Annotated in this window: 20 protein-coding genes; 11 read left to right on the forward strand and 9 right to left on the reverse strand. The window is 73.0% G+C overall.

Annotation, left to right across the window (positions count from 1 at the left end):
• Positions 1-30: 30 nt before the first annotated feature.
• Entirely contained in the window at positions 31-684 is a 654-nt protein-coding gene (phoU, locus tag AB4880_RS01235; protein ID WP_367917378.1) for a phosphate signaling complex protein PhoU, read from the reverse strand.
• A gap of 122 nt (positions 685-806) precedes the next feature.
• On the opposite strand from phoU, the gene AB4880_RS01240 reads away from it, so the two are divergent.
• Both AB4880_RS01240 and AB4880_RS01245 read left to right on the forward strand, forming a co-directional pair.
• Positions 807-2018: a sensor histidine kinase gene (locus AB4880_RS01240; protein ID WP_367917379.1), complete on the forward strand. Its 1212-nt coding sequence runs from the start codon at positions 807-809 to the stop codon at positions 2016-2018.
• Complete coding sequence (locus AB4880_RS01245) at positions 2015-2692, forward strand: response regulator (protein WP_056896455.1); 678 nt, start codon at positions 2015-2017, stop codon at positions 2690-2692. The genes AB4880_RS01240 and AB4880_RS01245 overlap by 4 nt, the downstream gene beginning before the upstream one ends.
• Here the strand turns inward: AB4880_RS01245 and AB4880_RS01250 are convergent.
• Complete coding sequence (locus AB4880_RS01250) at positions 2674-3615, reverse strand: DMT family transporter (RefSeq protein WP_367917380.1); 942 nt, start codon at positions 3613-3615, stop codon at positions 2674-2676. The two genes, AB4880_RS01245 and AB4880_RS01250, sit on opposite strands and share 19 nt — an antisense overlap.
• 132 nt (positions 3616-3747) lie before the next feature.
• Between AB4880_RS01250 and AB4880_RS01255 the strand changes: the two genes are divergently transcribed.
• Positions 3748-4161 (forward strand): YciI family protein, encoded by a 414-nt coding sequence (locus AB4880_RS01255; protein ID WP_367917381.1) that lies wholly within the window; start codon positions 3748-3750, stop codon positions 4159-4161.
• Positions 4158-5345, forward strand: coding sequence for an RNA polymerase sigma factor (locus tag AB4880_RS01260; RefSeq protein ID WP_367917382.1), 1188 nt, complete (start codon positions 4158-4160; stop codon positions 5343-5345). The genes AB4880_RS01255 and AB4880_RS01260 overlap by 4 nt, the downstream gene beginning before the upstream one ends.
• Here AB4880_RS01260 and AB4880_RS01265 read toward each other — a convergent pair.
• A complete protein-coding gene (locus AB4880_RS01265) occupies positions 5323-6141 on the reverse strand; it encodes an isocitrate lyase/PEP mutase family protein (RefSeq protein ID WP_367917383.1) in 819 nt (272 codons plus the stop codon). The genes AB4880_RS01260 and AB4880_RS01265 overlap by 23 nt on opposite strands.
• A 60-nt stretch (positions 6142-6201) precedes the next feature.
• Between AB4880_RS01265 and AB4880_RS01270 the strand changes: the two genes are divergently transcribed.
• Positions 6202-7347: a fibronectin type III domain-containing protein gene (locus tag AB4880_RS01270; protein WP_367917384.1), complete on the forward strand. Its 1146-nt coding sequence runs from the start codon at positions 6202-6204 to the stop codon at positions 7345-7347.
• 7 nt (positions 7348-7354) lie between these two features.
• Here AB4880_RS01270 and AB4880_RS01275 read toward each other — a convergent pair whose 3' ends face one another.
• On the reverse strand, positions 7355-7846 hold the full coding sequence (locus AB4880_RS01275; RefSeq protein WP_367917385.1) for a type III secretion system chaperone family protein: 492 nt from the start codon (positions 7844-7846) through the stop codon (positions 7355-7357).
• Entirely contained in the window at positions 7843-9126 is a 1284-nt protein-coding gene (gene mshA, locus AB4880_RS01280; protein WP_367917386.1) for a D-inositol-3-phosphate glycosyltransferase, read from the reverse strand. Before mshA ends, AB4880_RS01275 begins: the two co-directional genes overlap by 4 nt.
• A gap of 106 nt (positions 9127-9232) precedes the next feature.
• On the opposite strand from mshA, the gene AB4880_RS01285 reads away from it, so the two are divergent.
• The gene (locus tag AB4880_RS01285; RefSeq protein ID WP_367917387.1) at positions 9233-9973 is read left to right on the forward strand and encodes an SDR family NAD(P)-dependent oxidoreductase; all 741 of its coding nucleotides are present in this window, start codon (positions 9233-9235) and stop codon (positions 9971-9973) included.
• Here the strand turns inward: AB4880_RS01285 and AB4880_RS01290 are convergent.
• The gene (locus AB4880_RS01290; protein WP_367917388.1) at positions 9927-11084 is read right to left on the reverse strand and encodes a nucleotidyltransferase family protein; all 1158 of its coding nucleotides are present in this window, start codon (positions 11082-11084) and stop codon (positions 9927-9929) included. The genes AB4880_RS01285 and AB4880_RS01290 overlap by 47 nt on opposite strands.
• Before the next feature lie 286 nt (positions 11085-11370).
• Between AB4880_RS01290 and AB4880_RS01295 the strand changes: the two genes are divergently transcribed.
• Genes AB4880_RS01295 through AB4880_RS01305 form a run of 3 tightly spaced genes read left to right on the forward strand, consistent with a single transcriptional unit; the run spans position 11371 to position 13022 of the window.
• On the forward strand, positions 11371-11793 hold the full coding sequence (locus tag AB4880_RS01295) for a lasso peptide biosynthesis B2 protein (RefSeq protein WP_367917450.1): 423 nt from the start codon (positions 11371-11373) through the stop codon (positions 11791-11793).
• A gap of 13 nt (positions 11794-11806) precedes the next feature.
• Entirely contained in the window at positions 11807-12745 is a 939-nt protein-coding gene (locus AB4880_RS01300) for a phosphoenolpyruvate carboxykinase (ATP) (protein WP_367917389.1), read from the forward strand.
• Positions 12732-13022 carry a PqqD family protein gene (locus AB4880_RS01305; RefSeq protein ID WP_367917390.1) on the forward strand — a complete coding sequence of 97 codons (291 nt, stop codon included), beginning with the start codon at positions 12732-12734 and terminating at the stop codon, positions 13020-13022. Before AB4880_RS01300 ends, AB4880_RS01305 begins: the two co-directional genes overlap by 14 nt.
• 167 nt (positions 13023-13189) lie before the next feature.
• On the opposite strand, the gene AB4880_RS01310 is transcribed toward AB4880_RS01305, so the two are convergent.
• The gene (locus tag AB4880_RS01310) at positions 13190-13879 is read right to left on the reverse strand and encodes an aspartate/glutamate racemase family protein (protein WP_367917391.1); all 690 of its coding nucleotides are present in this window, start codon (positions 13877-13879) and stop codon (positions 13190-13192) included.
• Positions 13880-13993: 114 nt separating this feature from the next.
• On the opposite strand from AB4880_RS01310, the gene typA reads away from it, so the two are divergent.
• Entirely contained in the window at positions 13994-15901 is a 1908-nt protein-coding gene (gene typA / locus AB4880_RS01315) for a translational GTPase TypA (protein WP_367917392.1), read from the forward strand.
• 36 nt (positions 15902-15937) lie between these two features.
• Here typA and AB4880_RS01320 read toward each other — a convergent pair whose 3' ends face one another.
• The gene (locus AB4880_RS01320) at positions 15938-16429 is read right to left on the reverse strand and encodes a M15 family metallopeptidase (RefSeq protein ID WP_367917393.1); all 492 of its coding nucleotides are present in this window, start codon (positions 16427-16429) and stop codon (positions 15938-15940) included.
• A gap of 78 nt (positions 16430-16507) precedes the next feature.
• Positions 16508-16849, reverse strand: coding sequence for a DUF2200 domain-containing protein (locus tag AB4880_RS01325; protein WP_367917394.1), 342 nt, complete (start codon positions 16847-16849; stop codon positions 16508-16510).
• Positions 16850-16925: 76 nt separating this feature from the next.
• On the opposite strand from AB4880_RS01325, the gene AB4880_RS01330 reads away from it, so the two are divergent.
• Complete coding sequence (locus AB4880_RS01330; RefSeq protein ID WP_367917395.1) at positions 16926-18605, forward strand: alkaline phosphatase D family protein; 1680 nt, start codon at positions 16926-16928, stop codon at positions 18603-18605.
• The last annotated feature ends 7 nt before the right edge of the window (positions 18606-18612 follow it).

Genomic DNA, 18612 nt, shown 5'->3' on the forward strand with positions numbered 1-18612 from the left:
ACCTGTCCGATTCGTCCGGTACGACGGGCCTCAGGCGACCGACGCCGGGTTGTGACCGGTGACCACGAAGATGACGCGGTTGGCGATCGACACCGCGTGGTCGGCGATCCGCTCGTAGTAGCGGCCCAGCAGCGCGATGTCGACGGCCGCCTCGACCCCGTGGTCCCACTCGCCGGAGAGCAGTTCGGTGAAGCTGGTGCGGCGCAGCTGGTCCATCTCCTCGTCGTCGCGGCCCAGCGCGATCGCGGCCTCGACGTCGCGGCCGGCGATCACGTCGGTGACCCGGGCGACCATGTCCTCGGCGACGGTGGCCATCCGCTGCAGGGTCGGGCGGACCTCCTCGGGCACCGCGACCTCGGGCACCCGCAGGCGCGCGATCTTGGCGACGTGGACGGACAGGTCACCCATCCGCTCGAGCTCGGCGACCATCCGCAGCGCCGCGACGACGGTGCGCAGGTCGCCGGCGACCGGGGCCTGGAGGGACAGCAGCTCGAAGGCGCGCTCCTCGACCTGCTCGCGGGCCTGATCGATGACGGCGTCGTCGCTGATGACCTGCTCCGCGATGGAGGCGTCGCCGGTCATCAGGGCCTCGGTGGCCTCGGTGACGGCGGACTGGACCCGACGGCTGATCGCCGCGAGGTCGTCGAAGATCGCGTCGAGCTGGTCGGTGTAGGCATCACGCATGCGCGCCAGCCTAGGCAGCCAAGGTGTCCTTCAAGCGGCCTGCGGTGAACGCAGGGTGAACATCGCGAAGCACAGGTCCGACGATTCTGAGCCGCACCCGCGTATCGCCGTACGATCGCAGCGTGGACCCGACGACGCAAGCCTTCCTGGCTGCGCTGCTCGGCGCCCTGGTGGCGGCGGGCGCGATGCTCGCCTGGCACCTCAGTGATCGCCAGCAGACCCGCTACCAGGCGCCCGAGGAGCCGCAGCTGCCCGACGGCGTGGCCGCGGTGCTCTCGGTGCTGCGCAGCAGCGCGGTCGTGGTCGACGAGTCCGAGGCGGTCGTCAAGGCGTCCGCGCCGGCGTACGCGATGGGCTTCGTGCGCGGCACCACGCTGCTCTCCGACGAGCTCGCCGCCCTGATCCGCCAGGTCCGCCGCGACGGGCAGATCCGCGAGACCGAGCTGATCGTCCCCCGCGCGACCGGCACCCCGCGCCATGTCACCGCCCGCGTCGCGCCCCTGGGCTCGCGGCTGGTGCTGGCACTGGTCGAGGACCGCACCAAGGAGCGCCAGGTCGACGCCGTACGACGCGACTTCGTCGCCAACGTCAGCCACGAGCTGAAGACGCCGGTCGGGGCGATCCGGCTGCTCGCGGAGGCGGTCCAGGACGCGTCCGACGACCCCGAGGCGGTCTACCGCTTCGCGTCGCGGATGCTCACCGAGAGCGACCGGCTCTCCCGCCTCATCCAGCAGATCATCGAGCTCTCCCGCCTGCAGGGCGACGAGCCGCTCGAGTCGCCGGTGCCGGTGTCGATCGACGACGTGGTCGCCTCGGCGGTCGACTTCGTGAGCATGACCGCCAACGCCAAGGACATCCAGGTCTTCGCCGAGGGCGAGGAGGGCCTCAAGGTCCTCGGCAGCGACAAGCAGGTCAGCGCCGCGGTCTCCAACCTGGTCGCCAACGCGGTCGCCTACTCCGAGCCGGGCTCGCGGGTCGTCGTCACCCGCAAGCGCGCCGGCCACACCATCGAGATCTCCGTGATCGACCAGGGCATCGGCATCCCCGAGGCCGAGGTCGAGCGGATCTTCGAGCGCTTCTACCGGGTCGACCCGGCGCGGCACCGCTCCACCGGCGGCACCGGGCTCGGCCTGTCGATCGTCAAGCACGTCGCCGCCACCCACGGCGGCGAGGTGCGGGTCTGGTCCGTGGAGGGCCAGGGGTCGACGTTCACGCTGTCCCTGCCGCAACATCCGAACCACGACGAGGACGCGCCGTACCTGCGGCTCGCCCCGATCGCGACCGGCCCGGACGTCCCGGGCGGGCGCAGGAACGACCAGGAGGACCTCCCATGACTCGCGTGCTTGTCGTCGAAGACGAGGAGAGCTACAGCGACGCCCTCGCCTACCTGCTCCGCAAGGAGGGGTTCGAGGTGGCGATCGCGGCCGACGGCAACGAGGCGCTCAAGGAGTTCGACCGCAACGGCGCCGACATCGTGCTGCTCGACCTGATGCTCCCCGGCATCCCCGGCACCGAGGTCTGCCGCACGATCCGGCAGACCTCGAACGTCCCGGTGATCATGGTGAGCGCCAAGGACGACGAGGTCGACAAGGTGGTCGGGCTCGAGCTCGGCGCCGACGACTACGTCACCAAGCCCTACTCCCCCCGCGAGCTGGTCGCCCGGATCCGCGCCGTGCTGCGCCGCGGCCTCGGCGACGAGCTGCTGCCCGACACGCTCGAGGCCGGCCCGGTCCGGATGGACGTCGAGCGCCACGTCGTCACCGTCGACGGCGTCGAGCAGCGGCTGCCGCTCAAGGAGTTCGAGCTGCTCGAGATGTTCCTGCGCAACCCGGGCCGGGTGCTCACCCGCGGTCAGCTGATCGACCGGGTCTGGGGCTCCGACTACGTCGGCGACACCAAGACGCTCGACGTCCACGTCAAGCGGCTGCGCGCCAAGCTCGAGCCCGAGCCGAGCGAGCCGAAGTACCTGGTGACCGTGCGGGGCCTGGGCTACAAGCTCGAGGTCTGAGCCGCCGGGCCGGTCTCGGGATCGGCCTCGGCGAGCGCGCACTCCGCGGCCGGCTCGGTGGTCGCGACGGTCGCGCTGCGCCCGCCGGCCGCGATCACGCAGCCGACCAGGATCAGCGGGAAGCCGACCAGCATGCCGGTGGTGATCTTCTCGTCGAGCAGCAGCACGCCGAGCGAGATCGCCACGGCCGGGTTGACGTAGGTGATGATCGTCGACCGGGTCGGGCCGGCGACCTTGATCAGCTCGAGGAAGATCACGAACGCCAGCGCGGTGCACACCAGTGCCAGGACGGCGACGCTCAGCCACGCCTTCGCCGGCAGGTCGGTGGGCGGGTGGGCCAGCCCGAAGGGCGCGTAGACCAGCGCCGTCAGGCTCAGCGCGCAGGCCATCACGCCGAGCCCCGAGACATCGGCGAACCACCGCGCCAGCACCAGCGGGCCGGCGGCGTAGCAGACCGCGACGCCGAGCATCTCGGCCACGGCGAGCATGTCGATGTGTCCGATGTCGAGCCCGACCAGGCAGGCCACGCCGGCGAAGCCGAGGACCAGGCCGCCGAGCTGGGCGGTGCTGAACCGCTCGGCGTGCGAGGTGACGAGGAAGGCCAGCGCCCCGAACAGCGGCACTGCCGCGACCAGCAGGCCGGCCAGCGAGGAGCTGATCCGCTGCTCGGCGTGGCCGAGCAGGACCCACGGGATCATGATCTCGATGACCGCGAACAGCACCAGCGGCTGCCAGCGCGCCAGCACCGGCCCGACCTCGCGCCGCAGCAGCGCCAGCGGGAGCAGCACCAGCGAGGCGAACGCCGTACGGAGGAAGACCAGCTCGGCCGGGGAGACGTGCTCGACCGCGATCCGGATGAACAGGTAGGGAAGCCCCCAGATCAGGCACATGGCGAGGAAGAGGGACCATCCGCGGTTCGTCACGGAGCAAGCCTAGGGTCGACCACCGACAATCACGTCGAAGATTTTCTCGACCAGGATGTCGAAGCCGTGAGAGTGGCTCCGTCCCAGGGGTGTAGGCGGCAAGATGGCCGTCTCGGACCCAAGGAGAACATCATGGCGAAGTACCTTCTGCTCAAGCACTACCGCAGCGACCACGCGATCGCCCAGGACGACATGGTGCCCATGGACCAGTGGTCGCCCGACGACGTCACCGCCCACATCGCGTTCATGGAGCAGGTCGCCGACGAGCTCCGCGAGCGCGGTGAGTTCGTCGACGCGCAGGCGCTGGCGCCCGAGGGCACGTTCGTCCGGTACGACGGCGAGGGCCGGCCGCCGGTCACCGACGGCCCGTTCGCGGAGACCAAGGACCTGATCGCCGGCTGGATGGTGATCGACGTCGACTCGCAGGAGCGCGCCTACGAGGCCGCGGCCAGGCTGTCGTCGGCGCCGGGCAAGGACGGCAAGCCGATCCACGAGTGGATCGAGGTCCGGCCGTTCTACGGCGAGACGCCCACCGTCACCGAGTGAGCGCCGCCGTGGGCCGCGAGGTGGGCGACGCGCCGGCGTTGGAGGACCTCCTGCGCACGCTGACGCCGCAGGTCCTGGGCATCCTCGTCCGCCGCGGAGGCGACTTCGCGGCGGCCGAGGACGCCGTCCAGGAGGCGCTGCTGGAGGCCTGGCGGCACTGGCCGGAGGACGGGACGCCGGCCGAGCCGCGGGGCTGGCTGGTCAAGGTCGCCGGGCGCAAGCTCATCGACGAGGTGCGCTCGACGACCGCCCGCGAGCGGCGCGAGCTCAAGGTCCACCTCGAGCCGGAGCCCGGCCCCACCGAGCAGGACGACGACGCCCTGCTCCTGCTCAGCCGGTGCTGCCACCCGGCGCTGACGTCGGCGTCCGCGATCGCGCTCACCCTGCGCGCGGTCGGCGGGCTGACCACCGCCCAGATCGCGGAGGCCTTCCTGGTGCCGGAGGCGACGATGGGCCAGCGGATCTCGCGGGCCAAGAAGACGGTGTCGGGGCAGTCGTTCGACACCCCGGGCGAGGTCGGGGCGGTGCTGCGCGTGCTCTACCTGATCTTCAACGAGGGCTTCACCGGCTCCGTCGACCTCGCCGAGGAGGCGATCCGGCTCACCCGCCAGCTCGCCGCCACCAGCGACGACCCGGAGGTCGCGGGCCTGCTGGCGCTGATGCTGCTGCACCACGCACGCCGGCGGGCCCGTCGTACGGCGTCGGGCGGGGTGGTGCCGCTCGCCGAGCAGGACCGTTCGCTGTGGGACACGACGATGATCGCCGAGGCGGTCGACATCCTGCAGGACGCGCTGAGCCGCGACCGGCTCGGCGAGTACCAGGCCCAGGCCGCCATCGCCGCCCTCCACGACGACGCCGCGCGCGCCGAGGAGACGGACTGGACGCAGATCCTGGAGTGGTACGACGAGCTGCTCCGCCTCGCCCCCAGCCCGCTCGTCGCGCTCAACCGGGCTGTCGCCGTCGGCGAGGTCGACGGACCGCTCGCCGCGCTGCGGATCCTCGACGGCCTCCCCGCCGACCTCCCCCGCCGCGACGCGGTCGCCGCGTGGCTGCACGAGCGGGCCGGCGATCTCGCCGTCGCCGCCCGCCTCTATGCGGTCGCCGCCGGCCGGGCCACCAACACCGCGGAGCGCGACCACCTGACCCGCCAGGCGGCGCGGCTCAACGCAGCCGCGGCGCGCTGAGCAGGGCGTTGAGCTCGTCGCCGCGCGCGGCGTCGGCGAACCCGTCGAAGCGCCCCTCGACCAGTCCCGCGGCCGCGCGCTGGAAGCCGCCCCACGCGGAGCGGGCAAGCGCGCCGCCGACGCTGACCCGCCTCACGCCGAGGGCTTCGGCGTCGGCGAGGGTGAGATCGCTCGTGCCGCCGATGAGCAGGTTGACGGGCTTGGGCGCCACGGCCGCGACGATCGCAGCGATCTGGCGCGGGTCGGCGACGCCCGGCGCGTAGAGGCAGTCGGCGCCCGCCGCGGCGTACGCCCGCAACCGCTCGATCACGTCGTCGAGGTCGGGGCGGCCCGCGATGAATCCCTCGGCCCGCCCCACCAGCAGGACGTCGTGGCCGCTACCGTCGATCGCCTCCCGCGCGGCCGTGAGCCGCTCGACCGCGGCGGGGAGGTCGAGGATCGCGCCGTCGACGGCGTCCTCGACGGACAGGCCGGCCACCCCCGTCTCGACCGCGAGGCCGACGCTGACCGCGACGTCGTCGGGCGTCGCGCCGTAGCCGGCCTCGAAGTCGGCGTTGACCGGCAGGTCCGTCGCGCCCACGATGTCGGCGAGATGGGCGAGCGCCTCGTCGCGCGTCGCCGAGCCGTCGGGCCGGCCACGGCTCCATGCGGCGCCGGAGCTGGTGGTCGCCAGCGCGGCGAAGCCGAGGCGCTCGAGATAGCGGGCCGAGCCGCGGTCCCAGGGGTTGGGCAGCAGGAAGCAGCCGCGCTCGTGGAGGGCTCGGAAGGCGGCGCGCTTCTCGGCGGTGGTCGTCATGGACGCGACGCTAGGGCGTGGCGCCGACACCGCGGGCCCCGGTGGCCGGAGAGTTGTCCCATGCGTCGCGCCACTCTCGCCTCGTTCGCGCTGCTCGCCTCGTCGGTGGCAGCGGTCGCCGGCTCCAGCTCGCCCGCCGAGGCCTCGGACGGGCCGTTCTGCGGCCCGGCCGTCCCGACCCCCTGCATCGAGTCGCTCACGGTCAACGGCGTCGTCAAGACGACGGGCGCCTACGTGAGCGGCCCCACCGACGAGGGCGGCTGGCATCAGCTGGGCTTCGCCGTCACCCTCCCGCTGGCGACGACCGACGTCGTCGACGTCGTGGTCGACGGCGGCACCGCCTTCGACCCGCAGCGGATGTTCGGCCGGATGGGTCTCGACGACGTCGACGCGTGGACCGGCCCCGACGGCGGCCACCGGATGCGGATCCACGGCACACCGGTGACCTGGGCCAACGGCTGCGACTCCGCCGCCGCCTGGCCGTGGCCCTGCCCCTCGACCGCGACCAGCGACGACGTGGTCTTCGACGCCGACATCGCCGACTTCGACGACCCGACCGAGTCGACCCTCGGCATGTACGTCGGCACCGACGCCGCCTACAACGGCATCTTCTTCGACGAGCAGCCCGACGGCTCCCACGCCCTGACCACCGAGGTCGTGGCGCCGCACCTCCACGCCGACGCCACCACGCCGGTCGTGGGCGACATCCGGTTCCGCCTCTCCTACGCCCAGATGCGCACCGACATGGGCATCCCCAACCCCGAGACCCTCACGCCAGGCAGCCTCAGCGGCACCATCAACGGCGGCACCGGCGGCGGCGCGTTCACGACCTGGCACGACCCCGACGGCGGCGGCTTCTTCATCGAGGCGTCGGGCTTCACCTTCTCCCTCAAGAAGCTCAGGGTCGCGGCCGCCCACATCACCCCGACCCGCCCGACGATCACCCGCGCCAAGCGGGTCTCCGCCACCAAGGCCAAGCTGGCGCACACGATCGCGACGCCGCGGGGCGCGAAGGTGACCGGCTACCTCGCGACCTGTACGCCGAAGCACGGCAAGGTCGTCCGCGCCACCGGTACGGCGACCTCGGCCACGGTGGTCGTCAAGGGCCTGCACCGCGGCACGGCGTACTCGTGCAAGGTCGCGGCGACGTCGAAGGCGGGCCGGGGCGCGTGGAGCGCGCCGGCCAAGGTCAAGGCGCGCCCGTAGGGGTGGCCTAGGAGGGGTCGGCCTCGAGCCAGCCGCGGAAGGCCTCGAGGTTGGCGGTCGACTCGCCGCGCTCGATCCGCCACGCCCACTCCTTGCGGATGGACGACTCGAAGCCGAGCTCGAGGATGGTGTTGAAGGCGTCGTCGGCATAGCTGAGCACCGAGCCGAGCAGCCGGTCGAGGTCGTCCGGGGTGACCGACGAGAGCGGCAGGCGGGCGTCGAGGTAGATGTCGCCGTGGTGGTCGATGCCGAAGGCGACGGCGTACATCCTCATGTTCCGCTCGAGCAGCCAGCGGTAGACCCGCTCGAACTCCTCGTCGGGGCGACGGCACACGAAGGCGTGGACACCGAGCGCGTGCGGCCCGAGGTCGAGCCGGACGGGGGTCTGCAGCTTCTTCTCGCCGGGCAGCGAGAAGCTGAAGGTGCCCTCCTCGCTCTCCTCGAAGTCGATCTCGTTGGCTTCGAGATAGTCCCGTACGACGTCCGCCGGACCCGTCATCCGATCCTGCTCGCTTCCCGGCGCATCAGGGCGTGCGCCCGCTCGTAGACGGCCACGGTCTGGGCGGCGGTCGCCTCCCAGGAGAACTCCCGCGCCTGGACCAGCGCGCCCGCGGCCAGCCGGTCGCGGAAGTCGGCGTCGGCGACGACCCGCTCCAGCGCGACCGCCCAGTCGTGGGGCTCGTGGGTGTCGACGAGGAGGCCGCTGCGGCCGTCGCGCACGACCGTCGTGAGCCCGCCGACGGCAGCCGCGACGACGGGGGCGCCGGCGGCCTGGGCCTCGGCGGCGACCAGGCCGAAGGACTCGTTGTAGGAGGGGACGGCGACGAGCGTGGCGGCGGCGTACCAGCGTGCGAGCTCGTGCTGCGGCACCGGCGGCACGAACCGGACCACGTCGTCGATGTGCAGCTCGGCGGCGAGGTTGGCGAGGGCCGTGGGCCGCTCGAGTCCGCTGCCCGAGGGGCCACCGACGATGGGGACGACGAGCCGCGAGCGCAGGTCGGGACGGCGGTAGAGCAGCTCGGCGACCGCGCGCAGCAGCACGTCGGGGGCCTTGAGCGGCTGGATCCGGCCGGCGAACAGCAGCACCAGCGCGTCGGCGGGCAGGTCGCGCTCGCGGCGGGCGCGGGCCCGCTCGTCGGCGTCGAGCGCCCGGAAGACGTGGGTGTCGACGCCGGGGTGCACGACCTCGACCCGGCCGGGGTCGGCGTCGTAGAGGTTGATGAGCTGCTTGGCCTCGAGGTCGGTGTTGGCGATGAGGACGTCGGCCGCCTGGACGACCTGCTCCTCGCCGATCACGCGCGCGGCCGGCTCGGGGGCGTCGCCCGCGGCGAGCGCCTCGTTCTTGACCTTCGCCATCGTGTGCATCGAGTGGACCAGCGGCACGCCCCACCGGTCACGGGCGAGCGCGCCGACCTGGCCGGAGAGCCAGTAGTGGGAGTGGACGACGTCGTAGTGGCCCGGCGGCTGCTGCGCCTCGGCGCGGAGCACGTCGCGGGCGAAGACACAGAGCTGACCCGGCAGCTCGGTCTTGGTCAGCCCCTCGAACGGCCCGGCGTGGACGTTGTGCACGGTCACGCCGTCGCGGACGTCGACAACCGGGTCGAGCCGCGAGCTGGTGGCGCGGGTGAAGATGTCGACCGCGATGCCGCAGTCGGCGAGGCGGCGGGCCAGCTCGATCACGTAGACGTTCATGCCGCCCGCGTCACCGGTGCCCGGCTGGTCGAGCGGGGAGGTGTGCAGGCTGATCATCGCGACGCGACCGATCGCGGACTCTGCCATGCCACCTCCTGCTCTTCTCGCTGTCTCGGCTCCCCGAACGACACCGCGGGCCGAACGGACAACCCTCCCAGTGTGCCCGGCATTCCCGAGCGGCCAGAATGTGGACATGAGCACCCGCACCGCCGTCGTCACCGGCGCCTCCAGCGGCATCGGCGCCGCCACCGCCCGCCACCTCGCGCGCGAGGGCTTCGAGGTGGTCTGCGCGGCGCGCCGGGCCGACCGGATCGAGGCGCTCGCCGCCGAGATCGGCGGCCGTGCGGTCGTCTGCGACGTCACCTCGGCGGAGTCCGTGGCCGCGCTGGCCGCAGCGGTCGGCCCGCGGCTCGACGTCCTGGTCAACAACGCGGGCGGCGCCTTCGGTCTCTCTCCTGTCGCGCAGGCCGACGCCGACGAGTGGCGCCGGATGTACGACGTCAACGTCCTCGGCCTGATGCGGGTGACCAAGGCCCTGCTCCCGGCACTGGTCGCGAGCGGCGCCGGGATCATCGTCAACGTCGGCTCGACCGCCGGCCGGATCGCCTACGAGGGCGGCGCCGGCTACACCGCCGCCAAGCACGGCACCAAGGTGGTCACCGAGACGCTGCGGCTCGAGCTCTACGACCAGCCGGTCCGGGTATGCGAGGTGGCGCCGGGGATGGTCCGCACCGACGAGTTCGCGCTCGTGCGCTTCGGCGGCGACCAGGAGCGCGCCGACGCGGTCTACGCGGGCGTCGCCGAGCCGCTGGTGGCCGACGACGTGGCCGACGCGATCACCTGGGTCGCGACCCGGCCGCCGCACGTCAACATCGACGAGCTGGTCATCAAGCCGCGGGCTCAGGCGGCGGCGCACAAGGTCCATCGCGTCTGAGCTTGCGCGACAGGTCCGCGGCCCGCAGGCCCAGCGCCCGCGGCACGCCCGTCCACGCGGTGCGTGCGCGGACCGGCAACACCACGCCCGCCGGGAGCACCAGCTCGACGGCGGCGTGCCGCAGGTCGGTCATCGAGCTGATCTCGCCGAGGCGGCCGCGGACGTCGCGCCCGCCGTACGCAGCGGTGTGCGCGGTCGGCACGCCGTCCGCGTGGAGCCGCACGACCCGCTCCAGGAGCGGCGCGGGCGTGTCGTCGAGGCGTCGGTGGACGTCGACCGGCACCGTCGCGGGCAGCCCGACCGTCGCCCGAGCGAGGGCGAGCGAGAGCGCGGCGGCGGGGCGGAGCGGGCCGTCGAGGGCAGCCTCGGCACGCGCCAGCCGGCGCAGGTCGACGAGGGTCCGCAGCCAGATCCAGCCCTCCCGGTGGGTGGCCAGGTGGCGCAGCGCGTCGTACCGGCTCAGGGTGGCGACGGACGACGTCCCGAGCGTCACCCGCTCGCTCCGCGCGCGCAGCACGCCGAAGGGCGGATGGGCGTCGGGCATCCGGTCGAGCCGCCAGTGCAGGTCGACGTCGGCAGCCTCGCCGGCATAGGTCAGCGCATTGCCCCAGCGGGTGAGGTGGCGCCAGGCCCAGGTCCCCGGCTCGACCTGCCCGCCCTCGCGCGGGCGCCAGCCGGCGGCGGTGAGCAGCCGGTGGGCCTCGACCAGCTGGTCCGGGTCGACGAGCAGGTCGACGTCGCCGGGGCCGCGCGCGTCGGCCCGCCCCGCGGTCTGGACGGCGAGCGGCTGCCCCTTCACCGCGAGGACGCCGACGCCGGCACGGTCGAGCAGCTCCCAGGCGCGCACCGTCTCCAGCGACTGCAGCAGGGTCCGCCGGCGGGCCATCGCGTGCCACGCGTCGAGGCGCCCGGTCAGCTCCTCGGGCAGGCCGAGGACGTCGGCATGGGTCCGCAGCAGGGGCTGGACGCGGTGCCGCTGGGCGACCTCGAACAGCCCACCCAGATCGACGCCGTCGAGCGGGACGGGCCCGACGGGCAGGCCCTCCTCGGCGTCGAGGGCGGTCCGGGCGAGGGTGGCGACGAGTCCCAGGGCGTCGGGGACGGCGGTCACGGGGCGAGCGTGGCACGCCCCCGGTGTGGCCACATCGGGAACCGCCGATCCGGGTGCAAAGCAAAATCTTCCACCCAACGCCGGCGGCAGCCGTACCGCGACGGCGGGTGTGCCGTTCAACTGGTCAGCACGGCCATCTCGGGTTGACCTCCCATCGACCTACGGAGTCGCAGATGAAGACCTACACCCCTCCCGTCCTCGAGTCCCTCAGCCTGCACGCCACGCAGGACATCGACGTCGACGTCGACGTCCACCTCGGGCTCGGCAGCTGACCGCAGCCACTCGCCTGGCGGTCGTCGCGGCCTGGCTCCTCCTCGGGGTCACCCGGCTGCTGACGCTCGCCCTGCCGTTCCGGGTGGTCCGCCACCTGCTCGGCGAGCAGCGATCACCGGCGGGGCCCGGCGCGAGCCCGGTCCCGCCGCAGCTGCGTCCCCGCGACCTGATCCGCGCCCGCAAGATCGGCTGGGCGGTGCGGACCGCGGCCACCCGGACGCCCTGGCGCTCGGAATGCTTCCCGCAGGCGCTCACCGCCCGGCTGCTGCTGCGCCGGGCCCGCGTCCCGCACGTGGTCACCTTCGGCCTGCGCCGCGACGGCGCCGGCGCCCTGCGCGCCCACGTCTGGGTGACGGCCGACGAGGTCACCGTCACCGGCGGCAGCCGCGAGTCCTGGACCGGCGTCGGCAGCTTCGCCTGGGCGCCCCGCCCCTAGCCCCTGGACCCTCATGTACGCGGGATACGGACTCCTCATCGACAGCGCACTGCCGCTGCCCGACCTCGGCGCCGAGGTCGTCCGGGACGACCTGGAGCTCCCGCACGCGCGACCCGACGTCGTCGTACGGCGGGGGCCGGTCGCGCCGCCGTCACCCGACGCGCAGACGCTCCCCCACGGGCTCTGGCTCGAGCCGGACCGGGTCGGCGTCGACGTACCCGGGGTCGGCCGGTTCTGCGCCGAGGGCGGCGCCCGGATCACCGTCGACGCGCTGCCGGACGCGACACCGGACGAGGTCCGGCTGTTCCTGCTCGGGACCGTCTTCGGCGCGCTGATGCTGCAGCGCGGTCACCTGGTCCTGCATGGCAACGCCTTCCGCGTCGGCGACGGGTGCGCCGTCGTCCTGGGGCACTCGGGCGCGGGGAAGTCGACCCTCGCGGCGGAGATGCACCGCCGCGGGCACGACGTCCTCAGCGACGACGTGGTGCCGATCGACGCCGACGGCCGCGCGCTGCCCGGCTGGCCGCGGCTCAAGCTCTGGCAGGACGCGCTGGACCGGATCGGCCGGACCAGCGACGACCTGCGCCCGGTGCGCGGCGCGCACGCCAAGTTCCACCTGCCGCTCGACCGCCCGGCGCTGCCGCCGCTGCCCGTGCGTCGGCTCTACGTCCTCGACCGGTACGACGGCCCGCTGCGCCTGACCCGGCTCACCGGCGCCGCGGTCTTCACCACGCTCCACGAGCACGCCTACCGCAACGAGCTGCTCGTGGGCCCGCACCGCCGTACCCACCTGGCGCGCAGCGCCGCCCTCGCCGCCCGCGCCCGGCTCATCCGGGTCGACCGCCCGCGCGGCGTCGACTCGGTCGCGGCGTCGGCCGACGCGATCCTGCACGACCTCCAGCACGCGCCCGAGCCCGCTCCCGCCCGAGAGGACCACCATGCGACGACCTGACCACAACGAGCAGCCCGGCCGGTGGGTGCGCGACCCCGCCCTCGACGCCGTGGAGATGGACGGCGAGTTCGTGATGATGGGCGTCGAGCAGGGCGAGTACTACGCCGTGAAGGGCGTCGCCGCGACCCTGTGGCGCCACCTCGACCGGCCGCGCGACCTGGACGGGCTGTGCGCGCTGGTCGCGGCGGAGTACGACATCGCGGCCGACGCGTGCCGCGCCGACGTGGCGGCGTTCGTGGCGCAGCTGCACGGCCGGGGGCTGGTGCGCCCGGCCTGAGCGGGACTGATCGGGGGCTGGTCGGGGCTGGTCGGGGCTGCCGGCAGCGCCTCACCCGAACGGACCGCCGTACTTCCTGGCCTTTCCTGGCGCTTCCTGCCCGTTGCAACGGGCAGGAAGCGCAGGAATCCCCGCTGAAGCGGGGATTCCTGCAGCAGCAGCCAGCCTCAGGCCAGCGCGCGGTCCAGCGCCGTCGCCACGTGCAGCGACGTGCACGGGAAGACGGGGATCTCGGAGTCGGCCTGCCGCACGAGCAGCTCGAGCTCGGAGCAGCCGAGGATCACGCCACCGGCGCCGGCGTCCCACAGCTCGCTGATCATCGCGACGACGGAGCGACGGGAGTCGTCGAGGACCTTCCCGTGCACCAGCTCGTCGTAGATGATCCGGTTGAGCTCGTCGTGGCGGCCCGCCTCGGGGACCAGGACGCCGAGGCCGTGGCTGGCGATCCGGTCGGTGAAGAAGGTCCGCGACATCGCGAACTTGGTGCCGAGCAGGGCGACGGTCTCGACGCCCTCGGCCTTGCAGGCCTCCGCGACGACGTCGCCGAGGTGGAGCAGCGGGATGTCGACGGCGTCCTGGACCTGCTCGGCGACCCGGTGGAAGGTCGTGGTGCAGAGCATCAGGAAGTCGGCGCCCGCGCGCTCGACCGACTCGGCGGCCGAGCGCAGGATGGCGGCGACGCCGTCCCAGTCCTCGGCCTCCTGCAGCTCGGTGACCTCGGCGAAGTCGACCGACGCCAGCACCGTCGTGGCGGAGTGGAAGCCGCCGAGGCGGTCCTCGACCCCACGGTTGAGCGCCTCGTAGTACGCCGCGCTGCTCTCCCAGGACATTCCGCCGACGAGGCCGATGGTCTGCATGCGCAGCAGTCTCCCCTACGGCCTGTGACGCCTGCCACCCCACCCCGGATCTGGGACGTCGAACCCACGGCGCGATGCGGTAACACGCGCGTGCGCGGCATAGGCTGTCCCTTCGTGTCCAAGACTCGTCGCACCGACCTCCGCAACGTCGCCATCGTGGCCCACGTCGACCATGGCAAGACCACCCTCGTCGACGCCATGTTGCGTCAGGCGGGTGCCTTCACGGAGCACCAGGCCGAGTCCGTCGCCGAGCGCGTGATGGACTCCGGTGACCTCGAGCGCGAGAAGGGCATCACCATCCTCGCGAAGAACACCGCGGTCCACTACAAGGGCCCGGCCGCGCAGGAGCTCGCCGGCGGCGAGATGACCATCAACATCATCGACACCCCCGGTCACGCCGACTTCGGTGGCGAGGTCGAGCGCGGCCTGTCGATGGTCGACGGCATCGTGCTCCTCGTCGACGCGTCGGAGGGCCCGCTCCCCCAGACCCGCTTCGTGCTGCGCAAGGCGCTCAACGCCGACATGCCCGTCATCCTGGTCGTCAACAAGACCGACCGCGGCGACGCGCGCATCGACGAGGTCGTCGACGAGACCTACGAGCTGTTCATGGACCTGCTCGACGACAGCCACAGCCAGGACGCGCTCGACTTCCCCGTCGTCTACGCCTCCGGCAAGGCCGGCATCGCCTCCACGGTCAAGCCCGAGAACGGCACCCTCCCCGAGGGCGACGGCCTCGAGCCGCTGTTCCGCACCATCCTGGAGACCATCCCCGCCCCCGAGTACGACGAGGGCGCGCCGCTCCAGGCCCACGTCACCAACCTCGACGCCTCGCCGTTCCTCGGCCGCCTCGCGCTGCTGCGTATCAAGCAGGGCACGCTGAAGAAGGGCCAGCAGGTCGCGTGGATGCAGCGCGACGGCGGCGTCAAGAACGTCAAGATCACCGAACTCCTCGTCACCGAGGGCCTCGAGCGCAAGCCCGGCGAGTCCGCCGGCCCCGGTGACATCGTCGCCGTCGCCGGCATCCCCGACATCACCATCGGCGAGACCCTCGCCGACCCGGAGAACCCGGTCGCGCTGCCGCTCATCCACGTCGACGAGCCGGCCATCTCGATGACCATCGGCACCAACACCTCACCGCTCGTCGGCAAGGGCGGCAAGGGCCACAAGGTCACCGCCCGCCTGGTCAAGGACCGCCTCGACTCCGAGCTGATCGGCAACGTCTCGCTCCGCGTCCTCCCGACCGAGCGTCCCGACGCGTGGGAGGTCCAGGGCCGCGGCGAGCTGGCGCTGGCCATCCTGGTCGAGCAGATGCGTCGCGAGGGCTACGAGCTCACCGTCGGCAAGCCGCAGGTCGTCACCCGCGAGATCGACGGCAAGGTCCACGAGCCCTTCGAGCGCCTCACCATCGACGCGCCCGAGGAGTTCCTCGGCACCATCACCGAGCTCCTCGCCAACCGCAAGGGCCGGATGGAGGGCATGACCAACCACGGCACCGGCTGGGTGCGCATGGAGTTCATCGTCCCCGCCCGCGGCCTGATCGGCTTCCGCACCGACTTCCTCACCGAGACCCGCGGCACCGGTATCGCGCACTCGATCTCCGAGGGCTACTTCCCGTGGGCCGGCGAGATCCGCAGCCGCCAGTCGGGCTCGCTCGTCGCCGACCGCTCGGGCGCCGCCACGGCGTACGCGATGACGTCGCTGCAGGAGCGCGGCGTGCTCTTCGTCGAGCCGACCACGGAGGTCTACGAGGGCATGATCGTCGGCGAGAACTCCCGCGCCGACGACATGGACGTCAACATCACCAAGGAGAAGCAGCAGACCAACATCCGGTCCGCCACCTCCGACAACTTCGAGAAGCTCATCCCGCCGAAGAAGCTCTCGCTCGAGCAGTGCCTGGAGTTCTGCCGCGAGGACGAGTGCGTGGAGATCACGCCCGAGACCGTGCGCATCCGCAAGGTCAACCTCGACCAGAACGAGCGCGCCAAGGCCGCCAGCCGGGCGCGCAAGGCGAGCAAGGGCTGAGCCTCCCGTACGCCGAGCTCGGCGTCCCCGACGTCGCTACCTCGCGCTGCTGCCGTCCGGCAGCAGCGCGGGGCAGGTGCCGCCGGGGGTCGTGAGCAGCTCGAAGTGCCAGATCTCGTTGGCGTAGACCTGGCACAGTCCGTACGCCGCCCCGTGCTCGTCGAGCCAGAGCGCACCGTCGGTGGGGCCGATGTCGAGGGCGTCGCCGCGCACGTGCGCGGAGGTGTCGGGGCTGGCCACCCAGCGGGCCGCCTCGGCCCGGCTGCCGTACTTCTCGATCGCCTCGTCCAGGAGCCGCTGCTGCTCGGCGCGGGTACGCCGGCCGCTGGTGATCCGCAGCCGGACGCCGTCGGACCCGGCGTCCCGGGCCGCGGCGCGGTAGGCCGCCATGAGCGCCGGCGCCACTCCCGCGTCGTCCCGGGTCGGCTTCGCGCGTGCCTCGAGGGACGGCGGCAGATCGAGGACGACGGCGGCGATGCCCGCCGCGGCCACGGCGACGACGAGCAGGATCCGGATGCGCGGCTTCATGCCCTCGACGCTAGGAATCGCCGGCGCCGACGGCCTCCTCCTCAGGTACCGTGCCGCGGTCCCGAAGGCTCGGGCATCTCAGCCGCGCAGCACCTTCGCCATCGCCTTGCCCCGGGCCAGCTCGTCGACGAGCTTGTCGAGGTAGCGGATCTGCCGCATCAGCGGGTCCTCGACCTCCTGGACCTTGACGCCGCACACCGAGCCGGTGATCAGCGCCGTGTTCGGGTTGAGCGTCGCGCCGGCGAAGAAGTCGGCGAACGTCGTCTCCGCGTCGAGGTGGGCGCGGAGCTGGGCCTCGTCGTAGCCGGTGAGCCAGGTGATCACCTCGTCGAGCTCGGCCCTCGTGCGGCCCTTGCGCTCGACCTTCGCCAGGTAGTGCGGGTAGACCGACGCGACGCTGGTGGTGAAGATCCGGTGCACGTCACCGAGCCTAGCCAGCGCCCGAGGTAACCCGCGTCACAGCCGCTCGTTGTCGGAGCAACCCCCAGGAGGCTCCGTGTCCGACGCACCCCCCGCGCTCTCCCGCCGCACGCTCATCGCCGGCGCCCTGACCGGTGGGGCCGCACTCGCGCTGGCGTCCTGGCCCGAGGCGGTGGCCGCGGGCGCGCCCTTCGTGCACGGCGTGGCGTCCGGCGACCCGCTGCCCGACGCGGTGGTGCTGTGGACGCGCGTGACGCCGTCCGCCGAGGCGGCTCCCGGGTCCGGTGTGGGGCCGGACGTGACGGTGAGCTGGGAGGTGGCGCTGGACGCCGGCTTCGGCAGCATCGTGCGACAGGGGACGACGGTCGCGTCGGCGGCGAGCGACCACACGGTCCACGTCGACGTGACCGGGCTGCAGCCGGCGACGCCGTACTGGTACCGGTTCCGGGCGCTCGACGCGACGTCCCGCACCGGGCGCACGCGCACCGCGCCGCCGGCGGCCTCGACGGCGCCGGTGCGCTTCGGGGTGGTGTCGTGCGCGAACTACGACTGGGGCTGGTTCGTGCCCTACCGGTTCCTGGCGGCGCGCACCGACCTGCACGCGATCGTGCACCTCGGCGACTACGTCTACGAGTACGCGCCGGGCGGTGTGGTCGCCGGCTACCCGAAGAACCCGCGCAACGCCGACCCGCTCCACGAGTGCACGACGCTCGAGGACTACCGGGTCCGCCACGGCTGCTACAAGCTCGAGCAGAACCTCCAGGACCTGCACGCCGCGCACCCGATGATCGCGGTCTGGGACGACCACGAGATCGCCAACGACACCTGGCAGGACGGCGCCGAGAACCACGATCCCGCCACCGAGGGCGACTGGGCGACCCGCGCGAGCGCCGGTCGCCGCGCCTTCCTCGAGTGGCTGCCGATCCGCCACACCGACCCCGACGACTGGCTGCGGATCAACCGGCGGCTGGCGTTCGGCAAGCAGGTCGACCTCTGGATGCTCGACGAGCGCCGGTTCCGCACCCGGCCGCCCAAGAGCCTCCTCCTCGGGTACGGCGCGCTGGGCGCGGCGTCGGCCGACCCCGACGCCTCGATGATCGGCGACGAGCAGGAGCACTGGCTGGTCTCCGGCCTGGCCGCGAGCACCGCGCGCTGGAAGGTCCTCGGCAACCAGGTCCCCTTCTTCCCGCAGGTCATCGGCGCGCAGGTCCCCGGCCAGATCACCGACCTGCTGGGCCCGCGCCTGGCCGCCGCCTTCGAGGCGCCGCTGCTGCAGCTGTACGTCGAGGACTGGAACGGCTTCCTCGCCCAGCGCCAGCGGATCGTCGACGGTCTCGCGGGCATTGACGACGTCGTCATCCTCACCGGCGACGTCCACCAGTCCTACGCCAGCGAGATCCCGGCGCGCCCCAACCGCTACCTCCTCGACCGCCGGTCGGTGGCGGTCGAGTACGTCACGCCCGGCGTCGCCTCGCCGTCCCTGCAGACGATGGTCAACCAGGTCGCGCCCGGGGTTGGCAACCTGCTCGACGCCGTCCTCAACGCCAATGCGGCGCTGGCCAACCCGTGGATCAAGTACGCCGAGGGCTTCCGCACGGGCTGCATGGTCGTCGACTTCGCGAGCGACCGGGTGCAGACCGACTGGTTCCTCGTCGACAAGGGCACCGACCCCGACAGCGGGATCCGGTGGGTGGCGTCGAAGCAGACGAGGTCGGGGTCGGCGCGGGTCACCGCGGCGACGCGCCCGCTGAGCTGACGGGGCG

The sequence above is a fragment of the Nocardioides ginsengisoli genome (assembly GCF_039537225.1).
Lineage (GTDB): Bacteria > Actinomycetota > Actinomycetes > Propionibacteriales > Nocardioidaceae > Nocardioides > Nocardioides ginsengisoli.

What these genes read in the sequence shown, in the direction of transcription:
- phoU (WP_367917378.1), bottom strand. Translation starts at nt 684, where the DNA reads ATGCGTGATGCCTACACCGACCAGCTCGACGCGATCTTCGACGACCTC.
- AB4880_RS01245 (WP_056896455.1), top strand. Translation starts at nt 2,015, where the DNA reads ATGACTCGCGTGCTTGTCGTCGAAGACGAGGAGAGCTACAGCGACGCC.
- AB4880_RS01255 (WP_367917381.1), top strand. Translation starts at nt 3,748, where the DNA reads ATGGCGAAGTACCTTCTGCTCAAGCACTACCGCAGCGACCACGCGATC.
- AB4880_RS01265 (WP_367917383.1), bottom strand. Translation starts at nt 6,141, where the DNA reads ATGACGACCACCGCCGAGAAGCGCGCCGCCTTCCGAGCCCTCCACGAG.
- AB4880_RS01270 (WP_367917384.1), top strand. Translation starts at nt 6,202, where the DNA reads ATGCGTCGCGCCACTCTCGCCTCGTTCGCGCTGCTCGCCTCGTCGGTG.
- AB4880_RS01275 (WP_367917385.1), bottom strand. Translation starts at nt 7,846, where the DNA reads ATGACGGGTCCGGCGGACGTCGTACGGGACTATCTCGAAGCCAACGAG.
- mshA (WP_367917386.1), bottom strand. Translation starts at nt 9,126, where the DNA reads ATGGCAGAGTCCGCGATCGGTCGCGTCGCGATGATCAGCCTGCACACC.
- AB4880_RS01285 (WP_367917387.1), top strand. Translation starts at nt 9,233, where the DNA reads ATGAGCACCCGCACCGCCGTCGTCACCGGCGCCTCCAGCGGCATCGGC.
- AB4880_RS01300 (WP_367917389.1), top strand. Translation starts at nt 11,807, where the DNA reads ATGTACGCGGGATACGGACTCCTCATCGACAGCGCACTGCCGCTGCCC.
- AB4880_RS01305 (WP_367917390.1), top strand. Translation starts at nt 12,732, where the DNA reads ATGCGACGACCTGACCACAACGAGCAGCCCGGCCGGTGGGTGCGCGAC.
- AB4880_RS01310 (WP_367917391.1), bottom strand. Translation starts at nt 13,879, where the DNA reads ATGCAGACCATCGGCCTCGTCGGCGGAATGTCCTGGGAGAGCAGCGCG.
- AB4880_RS01320 (WP_367917393.1), bottom strand. Translation starts at nt 16,429, where the DNA reads ATGAAGCCGCGCATCCGGATCCTGCTCGTCGTCGCCGTGGCCGCGGCG.